This is a genomic window from Aeromicrobium sp. Sec7.5, from assembly GCF_036867135.1.
In the GTDB taxonomy this organism is placed as follows: domain Bacteria; phylum Actinomycetota; class Actinomycetes; order Propionibacteriales; family Nocardioidaceae; genus Aeromicrobium.
In genome coordinates this window covers 577,573-591,740 of record NZ_JBAJIJ010000002.1, presented here as the reverse complement: position 1 = coordinate 591,740, position 14,168 = coordinate 577,573, and the positions used below count along the sequence as shown (strand labels likewise).

15 protein-coding genes are annotated in these 14,168 nt (G+C 72.7%); 11 read left to right on the top strand and 4 right to left on the bottom strand.

Features of this window, described 5'->3' with window-relative positions:
- Window positions 1–148 precede the first annotated feature (148 nt).
- The 7 genes from V6S66_RS16160 to V6S66_RS16130 all read left to right on the top strand — a co-directional run bounded on the left by V6S66_RS16160 (window position 149) and on the right by V6S66_RS16130 (window position 6,071).
- Window positions 149–784, top strand: coding sequence for an ECF transporter S component (locus tag V6S66_RS16160; RefSeq protein WP_334207814.1), 636 nt, complete (start codon window positions 149–151; stop codon window positions 782–784).
- Window positions 785–798: 14 nt separating this feature from the next.
- Window positions 799–2,220 (top strand): ABC transporter ATP-binding protein, encoded by a 1,422-nt coding sequence (locus V6S66_RS16155; RefSeq protein ID WP_334207813.1) that lies wholly within the window; start codon window positions 799–801, stop codon window positions 2,218–2,220.
- 10 nt (window positions 2,221–2,230) lie between these two features.
- Complete coding sequence (locus tag V6S66_RS16150; protein ID WP_334207812.1) at window positions 2,231–2,923, top strand: energy-coupling factor transporter transmembrane component T; 693 nt, start codon at window positions 2,231–2,233, stop codon at window positions 2,921–2,923.
- 114 nt (window positions 2,924–3,037) lie between these two features.
- Window positions 3,038–3,496, top strand: coding sequence for a MaoC family dehydratase (locus V6S66_RS16145; protein ID WP_334207811.1), 459 nt, complete (start codon window positions 3,038–3,040; stop codon window positions 3,494–3,496).
- Window position 3,497: 1 nt separating this feature from the next.
- Window positions 3,498–4,757, top strand: a complete 1,260-nt coding sequence (locus V6S66_RS16140; RefSeq protein WP_334207810.1) for an acyl-CoA dehydrogenase family protein — start codon at window positions 3,498–3,500, stop codon at window positions 4,755–4,757.
- 1 nt (window position 4,758) lies between these two features.
- Window positions 4,759–5,595: an SDR family NAD(P)-dependent oxidoreductase gene (locus V6S66_RS16135; protein ID WP_334207809.1), complete on the top strand. Its 837-nt coding sequence runs from the start codon at window positions 4,759–4,761 to the stop codon at window positions 5,593–5,595.
- Window positions 5,596–5,693: 98 nt separating this feature from the next.
- On the top strand, window positions 5,694–6,071 hold the full coding sequence (locus V6S66_RS16130; RefSeq protein WP_334207808.1) for a hypothetical protein: 378 nt from the start codon (window positions 5,694–5,696) through the stop codon (window positions 6,069–6,071).
- Here the strand turns inward: V6S66_RS16130 and V6S66_RS16125 are convergent.
- On the bottom strand, window positions 6,037–6,729 hold the full coding sequence (locus tag V6S66_RS16125; RefSeq protein WP_334207807.1) for an SGNH/GDSL hydrolase family protein: 693 nt from the start codon (window positions 6,727–6,729) through the stop codon (window positions 6,037–6,039). The genes V6S66_RS16130 and V6S66_RS16125 overlap by 35 nt on opposite strands.
- A gap of 64 nt (window positions 6,730–6,793) precedes the next feature.
- Between V6S66_RS16125 and map the strand changes: the two genes are divergently transcribed.
- The gene (gene map, locus V6S66_RS16120) at window positions 6,794–7,564 is read left to right on the top strand and encodes a type I methionyl aminopeptidase (RefSeq protein ID WP_334207806.1); all 771 of its coding nucleotides are present in this window, start codon (window positions 6,794–6,796) and stop codon (window positions 7,562–7,564) included.
- A gap of 104 nt (window positions 7,565–7,668) precedes the next feature.
- On the opposite strand, the gene V6S66_RS16115 is transcribed toward map, so the two are convergent.
- Both V6S66_RS16115 and V6S66_RS16110 read right to left on the bottom strand, forming a co-directional pair.
- Window positions 7,669–9,069, bottom strand: coding sequence for an amidase (locus tag V6S66_RS16115; protein ID WP_334207805.1), 1,401 nt, complete (start codon window positions 9,067–9,069; stop codon window positions 7,669–7,671).
- A gap of 77 nt (window positions 9,070–9,146) precedes the next feature.
- The gene (locus tag V6S66_RS16110; RefSeq protein ID WP_334207804.1) at window positions 9,147–9,743 is read right to left on the bottom strand and encodes a hypothetical protein; all 597 of its coding nucleotides are present in this window, start codon (window positions 9,741–9,743) and stop codon (window positions 9,147–9,149) included.
- A 128-nt stretch (window positions 9,744–9,871) separates the two neighbouring features.
- Between V6S66_RS16110 and V6S66_RS16105 the strand changes: the two genes are divergently transcribed.
- From V6S66_RS16105 to V6S66_RS16095, 3 genes are all read left to right on the top strand, one after another.
- The gene (locus V6S66_RS16105; RefSeq protein WP_334207803.1) at window positions 9,872–11,056 is read left to right on the top strand and encodes an MFS transporter; all 1,185 of its coding nucleotides are present in this window, start codon (window positions 9,872–9,874) and stop codon (window positions 11,054–11,056) included.
- A 64-nt stretch (window positions 11,057–11,120) separates the two neighbouring features.
- Window positions 11,121–12,245, top strand: coding sequence for a glycosyltransferase (locus V6S66_RS16100; protein WP_334207802.1), 1,125 nt, complete (start codon window positions 11,121–11,123; stop codon window positions 12,243–12,245).
- A 28-nt stretch (window positions 12,246–12,273) separates the two neighbouring features.
- Window positions 12,274–12,675, top strand: a complete 402-nt coding sequence (locus V6S66_RS16095; protein WP_334207801.1) for a DUF6157 family protein — start codon at window positions 12,274–12,276, stop codon at window positions 12,673–12,675.
- Window positions 12,676–13,019: 344 nt separating this feature from the next.
- Here V6S66_RS16095 and V6S66_RS16090 read toward each other — a convergent pair whose 3' ends face one another.
- A complete protein-coding gene (locus tag V6S66_RS16090) occupies window positions 13,020–14,093 on the bottom strand; it encodes a porin PorA family protein (protein WP_334207800.1) in 1,074 nt (357 codons plus the stop codon).
- Window positions 14,094–14,168: the final 75 nt, after the last annotated feature.

The window sequence follows — 14,168 nt, the reverse complement described above, 5'->3', positions numbered from 1 at the left end:
CGCCGGGTGCGGCGTGGGTAGGGTGGTGTCACCAGACAGGGGAGCGCCGGGCCTTCGGGCAGGGGCGCTGAGAGTGCGGGCCAGGCATCTGGCACAGCCGCAGACCCTCCGAACCTGCCCCGGTTAGCACCGGCGAAGGGAGTCCTTGATGAGTGCTGCACCCACCACCCACGACACCGCGGTCTCGCGTCTCGTGCGGTACCGCACGATCGACCTCGTGACGATCGCGACCCTGGCGGTCGCGCTCGGCGTCACGTTCTGGGCCTGGGGGAAGGCGTACGCCGGCCTGAACGGCATCGCCGTGTTCTCCTACCCGCCGAGCGTCGGCCTCCTGGGCGGCCCGTGGCTCCTGGCCGGCGTCATGGGCGGTCTGATCATCCGGCGGCCCGGCGCCGCACTGGCGACCGAGGTCGCCGCCGCGGCCGTCTCGGGCCTCGTGCCCGGGGGCACCGAGTGGGGCATGAGCGTCCTGGTGTCGGGCTTCTGGCAGGGCCTCGGCGCCGAAGTCGTGGTCGCGATCCTGCTGTATCGCCGCTTCGGCCTGCCGGTCGCGATGCTGATGGGTGCCGCGGCCGGCGCGATCGAGTCCGTCTACGAGTGGTTCGCCTTCTACGACGGCGTCTTCGACACGGGCGACCGCCTGGCCCACCTGGGCTTCTTCGCGCTCTCGGGCGCCGTCGTGGCGGGTGCCGGGGGTTGGCTGCTGACCCAGGCGCTCGCTCGTGCCGGGGTGCTGGACTCCTTCGGACCCGGACGGGACCTGCTCGCGCGGCACGAGGTCTGAGGTCGGGGACCCCGATGCGGGGCGAGGTCCGGGTCGAGGGACTCACGTGGCGTCCGCTCGGCCGCCGCGCCCCGGTCGTCGACGGCCTCGACCTGCACGTGGAGGCCGGTTCGAGGGTGTTGCTCGCGGGTCCGAGCGGTGCCGGCAAGTCGACGCTCCTCCATGCGCTGGTGGGTGCGCTCGGCACGACGCTCGCGGGCGAGCTGGACGGATCGGTGCAGGTCGACGGCCGCGTCGGGCTGGTGCCGCAGCAGCCCGGCGACGCCGTGGTGGCCGAGCGGGTGGGCCGTGACGTCGCGTTCGGCCCGGAGAACGTGGGCCTCGAACGGGACGAGACGTGGCGCCGGGTCGACGCCGCCCTCGCGGCGGTGGGCCTTCGCCAGGGTCGTGACCACCCCACGGCAGCGCTGTCCGGCGGCGAGCTGCAGCGGCTGGCGCTGGCCGGGGTCCTCGCCCTCGAGCCGGACGTCGTGCTGCTGGACGAGCCGACGTCGATGCTCGACCCGGTCCACGCCGCGGCGGTGCGGGACGCCGTCGGTCGCACCGTCGGAGGCGGTCGGGCGACGCTCGTCGTGGTCGAGCACCACCTCGAGCCGTGGCTCGACCTCGTCGACCGGGTCGTGGTGCTGGGGTCCGACGGAACGGTCGTGGCCGACACGACCCCCGACGAGTTCGTCAGGGACCACCGGGACCGGCTCGGTGCGCTCGGCGTGTGGATGCCCGGGCTGCCCGCCCCGCGTCCGATCGAGGTCGACCCTGACCTGGTCCGCCCGGAGCATCCGCTGCCGGGCATGGCGGCGGTCGACCTCACGGTGCAGCTGCGTTCGCGCTCCCTGCGGGGGTCCACGACCACGACGGCGCTGCGGGGTGTCGACGCTGCGGTGGCCGCCGGGGCGCTGACGGCCCTGACCGGCCCGAGCGGTGCCGGCAAGTCGACGCTGCTGGCGGCGATCGGCGGGCTGGTCGCTGCCGACGGCGGGTCGGTCACGGGACTCGACCCGGCGCTTGCGCGCCGGCGGTCGCGTGACCTCGCGCAGGACGTCGGCTGGTCGCCGCAGGTGCCCGAGCACGGATTCCTCGCCCCGACGGTGGCCGAGGAGGTGGCGCTCACGGCGGGCCGGTCGGGTCGCCGCGCGGACGCAGCAGCGTGGCTCGACATCGTCGGCCTCGGGCACCTCGCGGGCGCCCATCCGTACCGGCTCTCGGGGGGCGAGCAGCGCCGCCTCTCGGTCCTGGCCGCCGTCGCGCACCGGCCCGGGCTGCTGCTCCTGGACGAACCGACCGTCGGGCAGGACCGGATCACCTGGGCGGCGGTGGCGGGCATCGCGGTCGCGGCTGCCGGGGCCGGTGCGGTCGTCGCGACCGCGACCCACGACCCGCTCCTCGTCGACCTCGCCGACGCGGTCGTCGCCCTGCAGGCGGGTGTGCGCGCATGAGGTCGGGATCATGAGGTCGGGGGTGCAGCGGCTCAACCCCCTGGTGCTGCTGGCGTTCGGGTTCGCCTCGCTCGCGGGCTCGTTCGCCGTGCGTGACCTGCCGGCCGCGCTCGCCGCGACGGCGGCCTACGCCCTCGCGGCCGTCCTGTTCCTGCCGAGCTGGCGCTACCCGCTGGCGTGCCTGGCGCTGTGCGGCGTCTCGGCCGGCCTGGTGGCCTACTCGGCCTGGCGGCTCGGCAACGGCGATCACGCGCCCGTCGCGGGGCTGCGCATCCTGGTGCTGGCGTGGCCCGGTGCGGTCATGGTGGGGTTCGTCGATCCCGCACGCCTGGGCGACTACGTCGCGCAACGTCTCCGCGGCCCCGACCGCTTCGTCGCGGCCTTCGTGGCGGCCATGCAGCGAGTCAGTGGGCTGACCGGGACCTGGCAGCAGCTCGCGCGCGTCCGGCGGGTGCGGGGGCTCGGGCCCACTCGGAACCCCCTCGTCGCCCTGCAGTACGCCGGGTCGATGACGTTCGCCCTCCTCGCGGACGCACTGCGCGGCGCGAGCCGGACGTCGATCGCGATGGATGCCCGCGGGTTCGCCTCGGCGCACGATCGCACGTGGGCGCTGCCCGCCCCGTGGGCGCGGGCGGACACGGTCGGCCTCGCCCTGGCCGTCGCGCTCGGTGCCGTGGCGCCGGTCGCGCTGATCCTGCTCTGAGGAAGCCCGAGGAAGTCCGAGGATCCCGCTCCCCGGGGTGGTCAGGAGTGGCGTGGGCCACTAAGGTGCGAACTAAGCAAGCGCTTACCTCGACTTGATTCCGGGAGGAATTCCATGCCCCGCGTCTTCTCCAACCTCGACGAGTTCAAGGCGGCCGTCGGCTCCGAGCTCGGTACCAGCGACTGGGTCACCGTCACCCAGGAGCAGATCAACACGTTCGCCGACGCCACGGGCGACCACCAGTGGATCCACGTCGATCCCGAGGCGGCCGCCAAGGGTCCGTTCGGCACCACGATCGCCCACGGCTACCTGACGTTGAGCCTCCTGCCGGTCTTCGGTGCCGAGATCTACGAGGTCCAGAACCTCGCGTTCGGCGTCAACTACGGCGCCAACAAGGTCCGGTTCCCGAACCCCGTGCCGGTCGACTCCCGCCTGCGCGCCACGGCGACGCTCAAGGAGATCGCCGACATCCCGATCGGCACGCAGGCCACGATCTCGTTCGTCGTCGAGCGCGAGGGCGCCGAGAAGCCGGCCGTGGTGGCCGAGGTCGTCTACGTCTTCGCGGGAGCCTGACATGCACTTCGGCTACGACGACCGCACCGCCGCGCTGCTCGAGCAGGTCTCGGGCTTCATGGACGAGCACGTGTACCCGGCCGAGGCGGCCCTCAAGGAGCAGATCGAGCGCCGCGAGCGGGCGGACGACTGGTCGATCCCGGAGGCCATCACCGAGGTGCGCGAGAAGGGCAAGGCCGCCGGGCTCTGGAACTTCTTCCTGCCCGGCGAGCACGCCGAGTCCGGCGGGGGTGCCGGGCCGGGGGCGGCAGATCTGTACCGCGGCGCTGGGCTCACCAACCTGCAGTACGCGCCGATCGCCGAGCTGACAGGCCGCAGCATCCAGCTCGCGCCGCAGGCGTTCAACTGCGCCGCCCCCGACACGGGCAACATGGAGGTCCTGCACATGTTCGGCACGCCCGAGCAGAAGGCGCAGTACCTCGGTCCGCTGATGGACGGCCAGTTCAAGTCGGCGTTCGCGATGACCGAGCCTGACGTCGCGTCGTCGGACGCCACCAACGTCGAGACGTCGATCGTGCGCGACGGCAGCGACTACGTGATCAACGGCCGCAAGTTCTACATCACCGGCGCGATGAACCCCGACTGCCGGGTTTTCATCGTGATGGGCAAGACCGATCCGTCGGCCGAGCGCCACCGTCAGCAGTCGATGATCCTCGTCGACCGCGACACCCCGGGTGTCGAGGCCGTGCGTGGCATGCACGTGTTCGGCTACCACGACCGCGACCACGGCGGCCACGCCGAGGTGCGGTTCACCGACGTCCGGGTGCCGGCCTCGAACCTCATCGGCGAGGAGGGCAAAGGCTTCGCCATCGCCCAGGCGCGCCTCGGACCGGGTCGCATCCACCACTGCATGCGCTCGATCGGCGTCGCGGAGCGGGCGCTGGAGCTCATGTGCGTCCGGGTCAAGGAGCGCACGGCCTTCGGTCGCCCACTCGCGAACCAGGGCGTCATCCGCGACTGGATCGCCGAGTCCCGGGTGCGCATCGAGCAGCTGCGCCTGCTCGTGCTCAAGACCGCGTGGCTCATGGACACCGTGGGCAACCGCGGGGCGCACACCGAGATCCAGGCCATCAAGATCGCCACGCCCGAGACCGTCAACTGGATCCTCGACAAGGCGATCCAGGCGCACGGCGGTGCCGGCGTCAGCCAGGACACCCCGCTCGCCGAGATGTGGGCGGGCATCCGCACGCTCCGCCTGGCCGACGGTCCCGACGAGGTCCACAAGAACTCGCTCGCCAAGGCCGAGCTGGGGAAGCACTGAGGTGGCCGGCCCGATCGGTGCTGACCTGACCGGGACCTCGTCCGTCGTCACCGGCGCCGCGGGCGGCATCGGGGCGGCGTTCGCCCGGGTGCTCCTGGAGCGCGGTGCGCACGTCGTGCTCGGTGACCTCGACGCCGCGCGCGTCGAGGCCACGGCGGCCGACCTGCGGGCCGAGTTCGGCGACCGCGTGCGTCACCACGCGGGCGACTCGAGCACCGACGCCGGCGTGGCCGCACTCCTGGCCGCGGCGCCCGCTCCGGTCACCCTGTTCGTGGCCAACGCGGGCGTCTTCCGCGGCTTCGGTCTCGAGGCGACGCCGCAGGACTGGGCGCTGTCGTGGGAGGTCAACGTCATGAGCCACGTGGCCGCCGCCCGCGCGCTCGTGCCCGGGTGGACCGCCTCCGTCGAGGCGGGCGGCGACGGCGGCGCGTTCGTCAGCGTGGCCTCCGCGGCCGGCCTGCTGACCCAGCTGGGCTCGCCGACGTACTCGGCGACCAAGCACGCCGCCCTGGGCTTCGCCGAGTGGCTCGCCGCCACCTACGGCGACCGTGGGGTGCAGGTCACGGCCGTCTGCCCGATGGGCGTGCGCACCGCGATGCTCGAGGAGGGGAAGACCAGCGAGCAGGCCGACGCGCGCCTGGGCATGCGCTCGGTCGTGTCGGCCGGCGAGCCGATCGACGCCCGCGAGGTCGCCGAGGTGGCGCTCGAGGCCCTGGCCGCCGGCCGCTTCCTGGCCCTGCCGCACCCCGAGGTCGACCGCATGCAGCAGCAGAAGGCCGCCGACCGCGACCGCTGGATCAGCGGCATGCAGCGCTTCCGCACGAGCCTCGAGGCCTGAACGCCCACCCAGATTTGCTGGCCAATCCACCTTTCGGTGTCGCCCCTTCGGTGGATCTGCCAGCAAATCTGGGGAGGCCGGCGACTAGGGTTCGGCGCATGGGTACAGGTGCACGCAATCGGATCCTCACGGTCGCCCTGATCGTCGTCGCCTTCTTCTTCGTCCTCGACCAGGTCCTGGAGATCGACTGGCCGGAGGGCGCGCTCTGGCCGTTCCGCATCGTGCTGCTCGTCGCGGCCGTCGTGGTCGCGGGCATCGCCTACGCGGGGTGGAGCGGTGGTGAGCCGGCTGCGCCGAGGCCGCTCGTCGCGATGATCACGTCCCTGATCGGCGGCGCCTGCCTGGCCTCGGCCGTGACCTCGGCCGACGACGGCACGATCTTCGGCTCGGGCGCGCTCGGCGCCGTGGCGGTCGTGGCGACCACCTTCGGCGTCATCGTGTTCAACCTCGAGGCCCGCGAGAACCACGGTCAGTAGGGTCCACCGACTCGGCCATGATCTCGGCCATCGCGGCGTAGCCGGCGTCGTTGGGGTGGAACCGGTCGGCGGCCAGGCGGCCGGACCACGACCTCAGGCGCGGGTCGCGGAACTCGGCGAGCCGGAACCGTCCGGTGTCCACGACCGCGTGGTTGAAGGCGCGCGCAGCGCCCCGCGGCTGCGGCAGTGACGCGACGACCGCGCCGTCGGGCAGCACGTCGACGAGCTCGGCCGCATGGGCCTCGACGAGGCGGCTCTGCCGGCGGTTGAACAGGTCGTTGCTCCCGATCATGACGGTCACCAGGTCCGGGACGACCCCCAGCGAGCGCAGGGCGGGCAGCTGGCGATCGATGACGTCGCGGATCAGGCCGCCGGAGACCGAGAGGTTCACGACGCGGTGCGGCAGTCGGGCGCGCAGCTCGCCCACCCAGCCGCGATGCGGCCCCGACGCCCCGATGCCCTGCGACATCGAGTCGCCCAGGACGACCCAGAGCGGGCCGTCGGCCGCGAGGGCCGCACGGTTCTGCTGCTCCCACCAGGCGGCGTACGGGGCGACCTGACCTTGAACGTCGCGCACGCCGCGGGACACCAGGCCGGCGGTGCGCAGGAACAGCCCGGGCGGGCGCCCACTCAGGTTGGAGTAGTCGAACGACGTCACGGGTCCATTCAACCGGGCGCCACCCGATCCGGCCCGCGGCGCGTGGACGTAGGCTGATCGCACTATGGCGATCGAGCTCCTGACCCCCACCCAGATCGACGAGATGCGGCCCGCGGGCCGGTTCGTCGGCGAGGTCCTGACCGCGCTCCGCGAGGCGGCCGACGTCGGCGTCAACCTGCTCGAGCTCGATGCCCTGGCCCACCGCATGATCACCGAGCGGGGCGCCGAGTCCTGCTACATCGACTACGCGCCCTCGTTCGGGCGCGGCCCGTTCGGCAAGGTGCTGTGCACCTCGGTCAACGACGCGGTGCTGCACGGACTGCCGCACGACTACGTGCTGGCCGACGGCGATCTGGCGAGCTTCGACTTCGCGGTCAGCGTCGACGGGTGGGTTTGCGACTCCGCGATCAGCGTCGTGGTGGGAGAGCCGCGCGAGGAGGACCTGCGCCTCATCGACGCGACCCAGCAGGCGCTCGACGCCGCGATCGCGGTCGCGCGTCCCGGCAACCGGGTCGGCGACATCGGCCGGGCGATCGGCGACGTCGCCCGCGCGAACGACCTCACGGTCAACACCCAGTTCGGCGGCCACGGCGTCGGTCGCACGATGCACGGCGAGCCGCACATCCCCAACGACGGCCGACCGGGTCGCGGGTTCCCGCTCAAGCCGGGCCTGGTCATCGCGATCGAGCCCTGGTTCCTGCAGTCGACCGACGAGATCGTCATGGACCCCGACGGCTGGACGATCCGCAGCGCCGACGGCTCCCGCGGCGCCCACGTCGAGCACACGATCGCCATCACCGACGGTGACCCGATCGTCATGACCGACCGCGGCTGACCCACTCGTGAGCGGTGAGCCTGCCGTCACCACGTGCGCTGGGCGGTGAGCCTGCCGTCACCCGACCACGCACGGTGACGGCAGGCTCACCGCCCAGCCGGGGGCTACCGCCGCGGGTCGATCGGCAGCGTCGACCAGCCGGCCGCGGCCTCGAGCTGGGCCATGAGCGAGAGCAGCAGCGCGTCGCTGCCCTGGTGCCCGCCGAGCATGATGCCCACGGGGAGGCCGTCGACCTGGCCGAGGGGCAGGCTCCCGGCCGGGATGCCGGCCATGTTGTAGACGGCGGTGAACGGCGTGAACTGCAGCTCGCGGTGGTGGGACTCCGCGGGGTCGTCGGACTCGGTGAACCACGCGTGCGGCTGCGGCAGCATCGCGAGCGTCGGGGTCAAGAAGGCATCGTGCTCGCCCAGTCCGGTCAGGGCCTGGCGCGTCGTGGCCTCGAGGAACTGCATCGCCCCGGCCAGGTCGGCGGCGCTGTGGCGCGCCCCCCGCTCGCGCCAGTACCGCGTGTTCCGGCGCAGCAGCGGGTCCGCCTCGGGCGGGATCGGCGCAGCCGCCATGCCGCTGCTCCACGCGACGTTGAACTGCGGCTCGAGCTCGGGCGGGAACGGGTTGGCCACGACCTCGACCTCATGACCGAGCGAGGCGAGCAGGCGGAGCGCGTCCTCCCACACGGCACGGATCCGTGGATCGGTCTCGATGCCGGGGAGGTAGGGATCGGCCCAGGCCGCGATGCGCAGGGGCCGCGGATCGCGGGCTGCCGCCCCCGCGAAGCGACCGGGGCCGCCCACGTACCGGGCGTCGCCGAGCTGCGGCACCGCGAGCACGTCGAGCAGGGCCGCGACGTCGCGCACCGTGCGGGCGATGGGTCCGTCGGACGCCAGTCCGCTCCAGTCGCTGCCGAGCGGGCCCGGACTCACGCGGCCCCGGGTCGGCTTCAGGCCGACGACACCGCAGCAGCTCGAGGGGATGCGGATCGACCCGCCGCCGTCGCTGCCGAGCGCCCACGGCACCAGGCCCGCGGCCACCGCGGCGGCGGCACCCCCGCTGGAGCCGCCGGCGTTCAGGCCGAGGCGCCAGGGGGTCGACGTCGCGCCGAGCACGTCGTTGTCGGTGTACGAGGAGAGGCCGAACTCAGGGGTGTTGGTCTTGCCGAGGCTCACGAGCCCCGCCTCGCGAGCCAGGCGCACGACGTGGGCGTCGACGTCCGGCACCGCGTCGGCCATGAGCGTCGAGCCCATCGTGGTGCGGACGCCGGCGGTCGAGGTGAGGTCCTTCACGGCGATCGGCACCCCGGCGAAGGCGTCTCCCGCGTCGCCGGTCAGGTCGATCGCGCCGGCCTGCTCCAGCGCCCTGTCGATCGTCGGCGTGACGAAGGACCGCAGCCTGTCGTCGAGCGCGGCGATCCGGTCGGCCTGGTGGTCGACGACCTCCGCCGCGGAGACCTCACGCCGGCGCAGCGTCGCGGCGAGGTCGTGGGCGTCCAGCTCGTGGAGCTCGGTCATGCCCCGAGCCTAGGCCGGACGCGCCGGGGCCCGGCAACCGTGCGGCCGCCGGGCCCCGGGGTGTCGCAGGTGGATCCTCAGGACTCCCAGCGCCACGAGTCGATGATCGACTCGCTGACGTCGACGACCTCGTCGTCGTCGACGTCAGGGCTGAAGGAGAACGTGATGATGTAGTACGCGCCGTCGTACTGCGCGTAGTACTGGCGGGTCTGGTAGGTGGCCCCGTCCCGCGACGCGAGCGAGGTCACGACGGGCGACTCCTCGCCGTCGACCTCGTACGGGTCGTCGGCGGCGACGTCCTGGAACCCAGCGCGCTCGAGCTCGGCGATGCCGGCTTCCTCCAGGTCCTCGACCGACATCTTCTGACCGGGCGTCCGGATGACGTTGATGTTGGCGGCGAATCCGTTGACGGGCTCGTCGTCGCGGTAGGCGATCTCGGCTCCGCTGACCTCGTCGCTGATGTCGCCCCAGCCGTCCGGCGGGATGAACGAGAAGTCGTCGGTGCCGACGGCGTCGTCACGGTTCTCGTCCTCCTGCTCGTCGGACGTGTCGTCCGTCGAGTCGCGCTCCGAGGAGTCGTTGGAGGAGTCGGGCTCGGAGTCGTCGGAGCCGCAACCGACGAGCAGCGCGGCGATCATGAGAAGAGGGAGGACCAAGAGGCGTCGAAGCGTCATGCGAAAACTCTAGGCGCACCCCCGGGCGGGCGCACCGCGGGCGCGGTCCGATGCGAGGCGTGACCGTGACGCCCCCTAGCCTGAGCAGGCGCGCGGCCTCGGACGGTCGGTCGCGGAGGGGGAGATCCATGCGCGGCACGTCCCAGCGGTGGGCCTATCCGGCGCTCATCGGCGTGCTCGGCCTCGGGCTCGGCATCTCCGGGGCGCCGTCGCCGTTGTACGGCATCTACGCGGGCGAGTGGGACTTCGCGCCGGTCACGACGACGGTCGTCTTCGCGGCGTACGCGCTCGCCGCGCTGGTCAGCGTGCTCGTCTCGGGCTCGATCTCCGACCGGTACGGCCGGCGTCCGCTCCTGCTCACGGCCGTGGCCGGACTGCTGCTCGGCCTCGTCGTGTTCATGCTGGCCGGATCGGTGGCCGCGCTCGTCGTGGCGCGGGTGATCCACGGTCTCTCGGTCGGCACGATCGTGGTCGTCGGCAGTGCGGCGCTGCTCGACCTGCGTCCCGACGACGGAGCCGCGACCGGTCGGCGCACCGGCGTCACGTTCAACGTGGGGATCGGCATCACGGTCCTGGCCACGGCGGTCGACGCCGAGTACGGTCCGGCGCCGCTCGTCGTGCCCTACGCCGCGCTGGCGGTCCTGAGCGGTCTGGCCCTGCTCGCGATCGTGCTGATGCGCGAGACGCACGACGTCGACCCGACCATCGCCCTGCACGTCGCGCGCCCCCGCGTGCCGGCCGCGATCGCGCCCGACTTCGCGTTCGCGGCCCTGGGGGTCATGGCGGCCTGGTCGGTGCTCGGGGTGTTCCTGTCGCTGTACCCGACGATCGCCTCGGTCGCGGTCGGCACCGACAACCTGGTGTTCGGGGGTGCGGTCGTCGGCGGGTCGGCCCTCGCCGCCGCCGCGAGCCAGGTCGTGGCCGGCAACCGCGACACCCGTCGATCCGCCATCGTGGGCGACATCGGCACCGCGGCGAGCCTCGGGCTGTGCGTGCTGGCGGTCCACGTCGGCGACGCCTGGTTCCTGGCGATCTGCTCCATCCTCCTGGGGTTCTTCTTCGGGCTCGCCTTCGGCAGCTCGCTGCGCCACCTCGGCCAGGTGCTCCCCGCGGGGCACCGCGGCGAGGTGATGTCGGCCTTCTACGTGCTGGCCTACGGCGCGCTGGCGCTGCCCACGATCGCGGCGGGGATCGCCGCGACGCGGTGGGGTGTCGACACGATCTTCGCGCCGTTCATGGGGTGCGTGGCCCTCGCCTGCGTCGTCGCCGGCGTGCTCGGCTTCCGGGTCAAGGGTCTGCAGCAGGACGCCTGAACGTCGGGGCCGGGCCACGACCGGGTCGCCGGCAGTTCATGACGCGGGGGCACCGTGGCTCGACGTGCGCATCGTGCAGCTCGCCAACTTCGTCGGACCCACCTCCGGTGGGATGAAGACGGCGGTCGAGGCGCTCGGTTCCGGCTACGTCGACCGCGGCGTCGAGCGGCTCCTGGTGCTGCCGGGTCCGCGCGACGACCGCTGGTCGAGCGAGCACGGTGACGTGGTGCAGGTGCGGGCGCCCCGGGTCGGCGACCACTACCGCCTCATCGTCGAGCCGTGGCGGGTGCTTGAGGTCCTGGAGGCGTTCGCGCCGACGTCGGTCGAGGTGCACGACAAGACGACGCTGCTGCCGGTCGCTCGCTGGGCGCGGCGCCGGGACGTCGGCGCGGTCCTGTTCTCGCACGAGCGGATGAGCGACATGATGGCGATGCGCACCCGCCGTGACGCCAGTGCGAAGGTCTCGATCGCGGTGCTGAACCGGGTGCTCGTGCGCTCCTTCGACCAGGTCGTCGTGACGTCCGACTTCGCGCGCGCCGAGCTCGCCGCCGTCGCGGCTGCAGCCGGGTGCCCCGTGCGGACCGTGCCGCTCGGGGTCGACCTTGAGCAGTTCCGACCGGCCCGCCGCCGGTCGTCCGGCGGGCCGTTGAGGCTGGTCCTGGCCGGCCGCCTCTCGCGGGAGAAGTCACCGCACCTCGCGGTCGCGACCGCCGTCGAGCTGCACCGCCGTGGTCTCGACGTCCGCCTCGACGTCTACGGCACCGGGCCACACCTCGATGAGCTGCGCGCTCTTGCGGGCGGGGCGCCGGTCGTGTTCCACGGTCATGTCGCGGGGCGAGCCGAGCTCGCCGCCCGTCTCGGCTCGGCCGACGTCGCCCTGTCGGTGTGCCCGGGGGAGACCTTCGGCCTGGCCGTGCTGGAGGCGCTCGCGTGCGGCACCCCGGTCGTCACGGCTGACGTGGGTGGTGCGCGGGAGCTGGTCGACGCGTCGTGCGGGGCGTGGGCGGCGCCCGAGGCCGGTGCGCTCGCCGACGCGGTGCAGCGGGTCGCCGATCTCCCCGAGCGCGCGCGACGGCGCGCTGCGCGGCGCCGGGCCGAGGCGTACCCGTGGGCCGCGACCGTCGACCGCATGCTCGACGTCCACGCCACGTGGGACCTGTGGCACGCGGCCCGTGTCGGTGGGGCGTGACACGATCTGGCGCAACGGAGGTGCACCCATGCCCGCAGCCCGCACGCACACGACCAACTACGTCGACACGTTCATCGCGGTCGCGCCCGACACCAAGGCCGTCACCTCCGGGGTGCCACCGGCCAAGGACGCACCCACGGTCGCGCAGATCCAGTACGAGATGCTGCTCGACGCTCCCTACGAGCACACGTCCGACGACGTCGTGCACGCCTCGCAGGGCCAGCGGCGCGGCATCTCGCGCGAGGACTTCTTCGCCAAGGGCCAGCCGTGCCTGCGCACATCGCCGCTGGTCAAGACCTACGGCTGGGGCCTGCATCACGACGCCGAGGGCCGGGTCGCGCTGTACCCGGTCGAGTCGTCCGAGTACCGCGAGCTCGCCGCCCGCGACGACCTGAAACAGCTCCACGGCATGCGCTCCTCGCGGAAGTAGGACGTGTCGTCTGACCGCGGTCCGTGGTCGGCGACAAGCGGCCAGGGACCAGAAGCGGTCGGTGGGGTCGGTGAGCCAGCAACCTCTCGCGCGGGTGAGCGGTGAGCCAGCAACCTTCTGGACCTCGGATGACGTTGGCTGCGCACCGCCGCGATCGAGAGCGGTGACAGAGCAACCCCCAGCCGCCGCGAAAGGTTGGCTGCTCACCGCCCCACGCCGGTGTCGGTCCGTGGCCTCTTTTCCCGAGCGTTGCACTGAGCAAGCGAACTAGACGCCCCCGCATCCCCCGCACGCACGAACGGCCCGCCGCGCTCTCGCGTGGCGGGCCGTTCGTGGTTGAGCGACTAGCGGCCGGAGCCGACCAGCTCGCGGTCCTCGACCACGGTGTCGTCCTTGCGCGCCGGCCGGGCGACGAACGCGCCCACGGCGAGCAGGATGACGCCGAGACCCGCGAGCCCGATGGGCAGGTACGTCTGCACCAGCGTGATCTTCGAGGCGTTGGACGCCGCGGTGTCGACGAGGCGGGCGACCGATTCGTCGTCGGCCATGAGCTGCAGGCTGTTGAGGTCCAGCAGCGGGTACGGCTCGGTGCCGAAGTCGGCGTACAGCGAGACCGTCTGGTCCTGGCCGGTCTTGAGCGGCGAGCCGAGCTCGGCGTCGATCCAGATCCGCGTCGTGTTGGTGGAGATGTAGGTCGCCGGGATCTCCGGACCGGCCTCCGCCACCGCGTCGCGCAGGGCCTGGCCCTCGGGGCTGGTCAGCTGCGCCACGAAGCCGGCGACGGTGGCGTTCGGCAGCACCGTGCCGTCGGTGTCCATGCTCCGACCGACCGAGGCCTGGAGCGTCTCGAGCGTGCCCTCGGCCTTGACCGGGAGGATCGACGTGCCCTCGAAGTAGTAGGCCTCGCGGCCCTTGATGGACTCCTCGCGGACGAACTCGACCCGCTGGGCCGCGTCGGTGGTGCCGTCGTAGATCGTGAACGGCTCCTTGCTGGGGTGACGGACGTGCGACAGGACCATGCCGTCGGACTGGTCGTCCACATCGTCGACGCCGTCGACCTGCTGGTAGTCCGTGCGGTCGATCGCGAACGTCTTGTCGGTGACCGACTCGCCCGTGGGCAGGTTGGCGGTCGAGACGCTGTGCACGATGGCGGTGGACCCGTCGGTCTCGGTCACCTCGACCTCGCGCGTGGCGTCGACCGTGGTCGGGTCGCCGAGCTGGAGCGTGGCGGGGTCGAGCTGGGCCGACTTCCCGTCGTAGGTGACCGAGCTGCTGAAGTCACCGGGCATCTGGGTCAGCTTCGGCGCGACCACGAAGACGGTGAGCGCGGCGAGCGCGACGAGCAGCATGCCGCTGATGGTGAATCCGGTACCGCGACCTGCACGAGCGGTCGACGAATCGGTGTGGCGCTTGGCCATGGTGAAACTCCCTCGGACACACGTCGCCCATGGGGCTGACGCATTGAAGTCGCTCGTCCCTCACGAGTGACATGG

Bases quoted from the DNA above. Each gene is read 5' to 3' on its own strand.
- V6S66_RS16160 (WP_334207814.1), top strand. From the start codon at position 149: ATGAGTGCTGCACCCACCACCCACGACACCGCGGTCTCGCGTCTCGTG.
- V6S66_RS16155 (WP_334207813.1), top strand. From the start codon at position 799: ATGCGGGGCGAGGTCCGGGTCGAGGGACTCACGTGGCGTCCGCTCGGC.
- V6S66_RS16150 (WP_334207812.1), top strand. From the start codon at position 2,231: ATGAGGTCGGGGGTGCAGCGGCTCAACCCCCTGGTGCTGCTGGCGTTC.
- V6S66_RS16145 (WP_334207811.1), top strand. From the start codon at position 3,038: ATGCCCCGCGTCTTCTCCAACCTCGACGAGTTCAAGGCGGCCGTCGGC.
- V6S66_RS16140 (WP_334207810.1), top strand. From the start codon at position 3,498: ATGCACTTCGGCTACGACGACCGCACCGCCGCGCTGCTCGAGCAGGTC.
- V6S66_RS16130 (WP_334207808.1), top strand. From the start codon at position 5,694: ATGGGTACAGGTGCACGCAATCGGATCCTCACGGTCGCCCTGATCGTC.
- map (WP_334207806.1), top strand. From the start codon at position 6,794: ATGGCGATCGAGCTCCTGACCCCCACCCAGATCGACGAGATGCGGCCC.
- V6S66_RS16115 (WP_334207805.1), bottom strand. From the start codon at position 9,069: ATGACCGAGCTCCACGAGCTGGACGCCCACGACCTCGCCGCGACGCTG.
- V6S66_RS16110 (WP_334207804.1), bottom strand. From the start codon at position 9,743: ATGACGCTTCGACGCCTCTTGGTCCTCCCTCTTCTCATGATCGCCGCG.
- V6S66_RS16105 (WP_334207803.1), top strand. From the start codon at position 9,872: ATGCGCGGCACGTCCCAGCGGTGGGCCTATCCGGCGCTCATCGGCGTG.
- V6S66_RS16095 (WP_334207801.1), top strand. From the start codon at position 12,274: ATGCCCGCAGCCCGCACGCACACGACCAACTACGTCGACACGTTCATC.
- V6S66_RS16090 (WP_334207800.1), bottom strand. From the start codon at position 14,093: ATGGCCAAGCGCCACACCGATTCGTCGACCGCTCGTGCAGGTCGCGGT.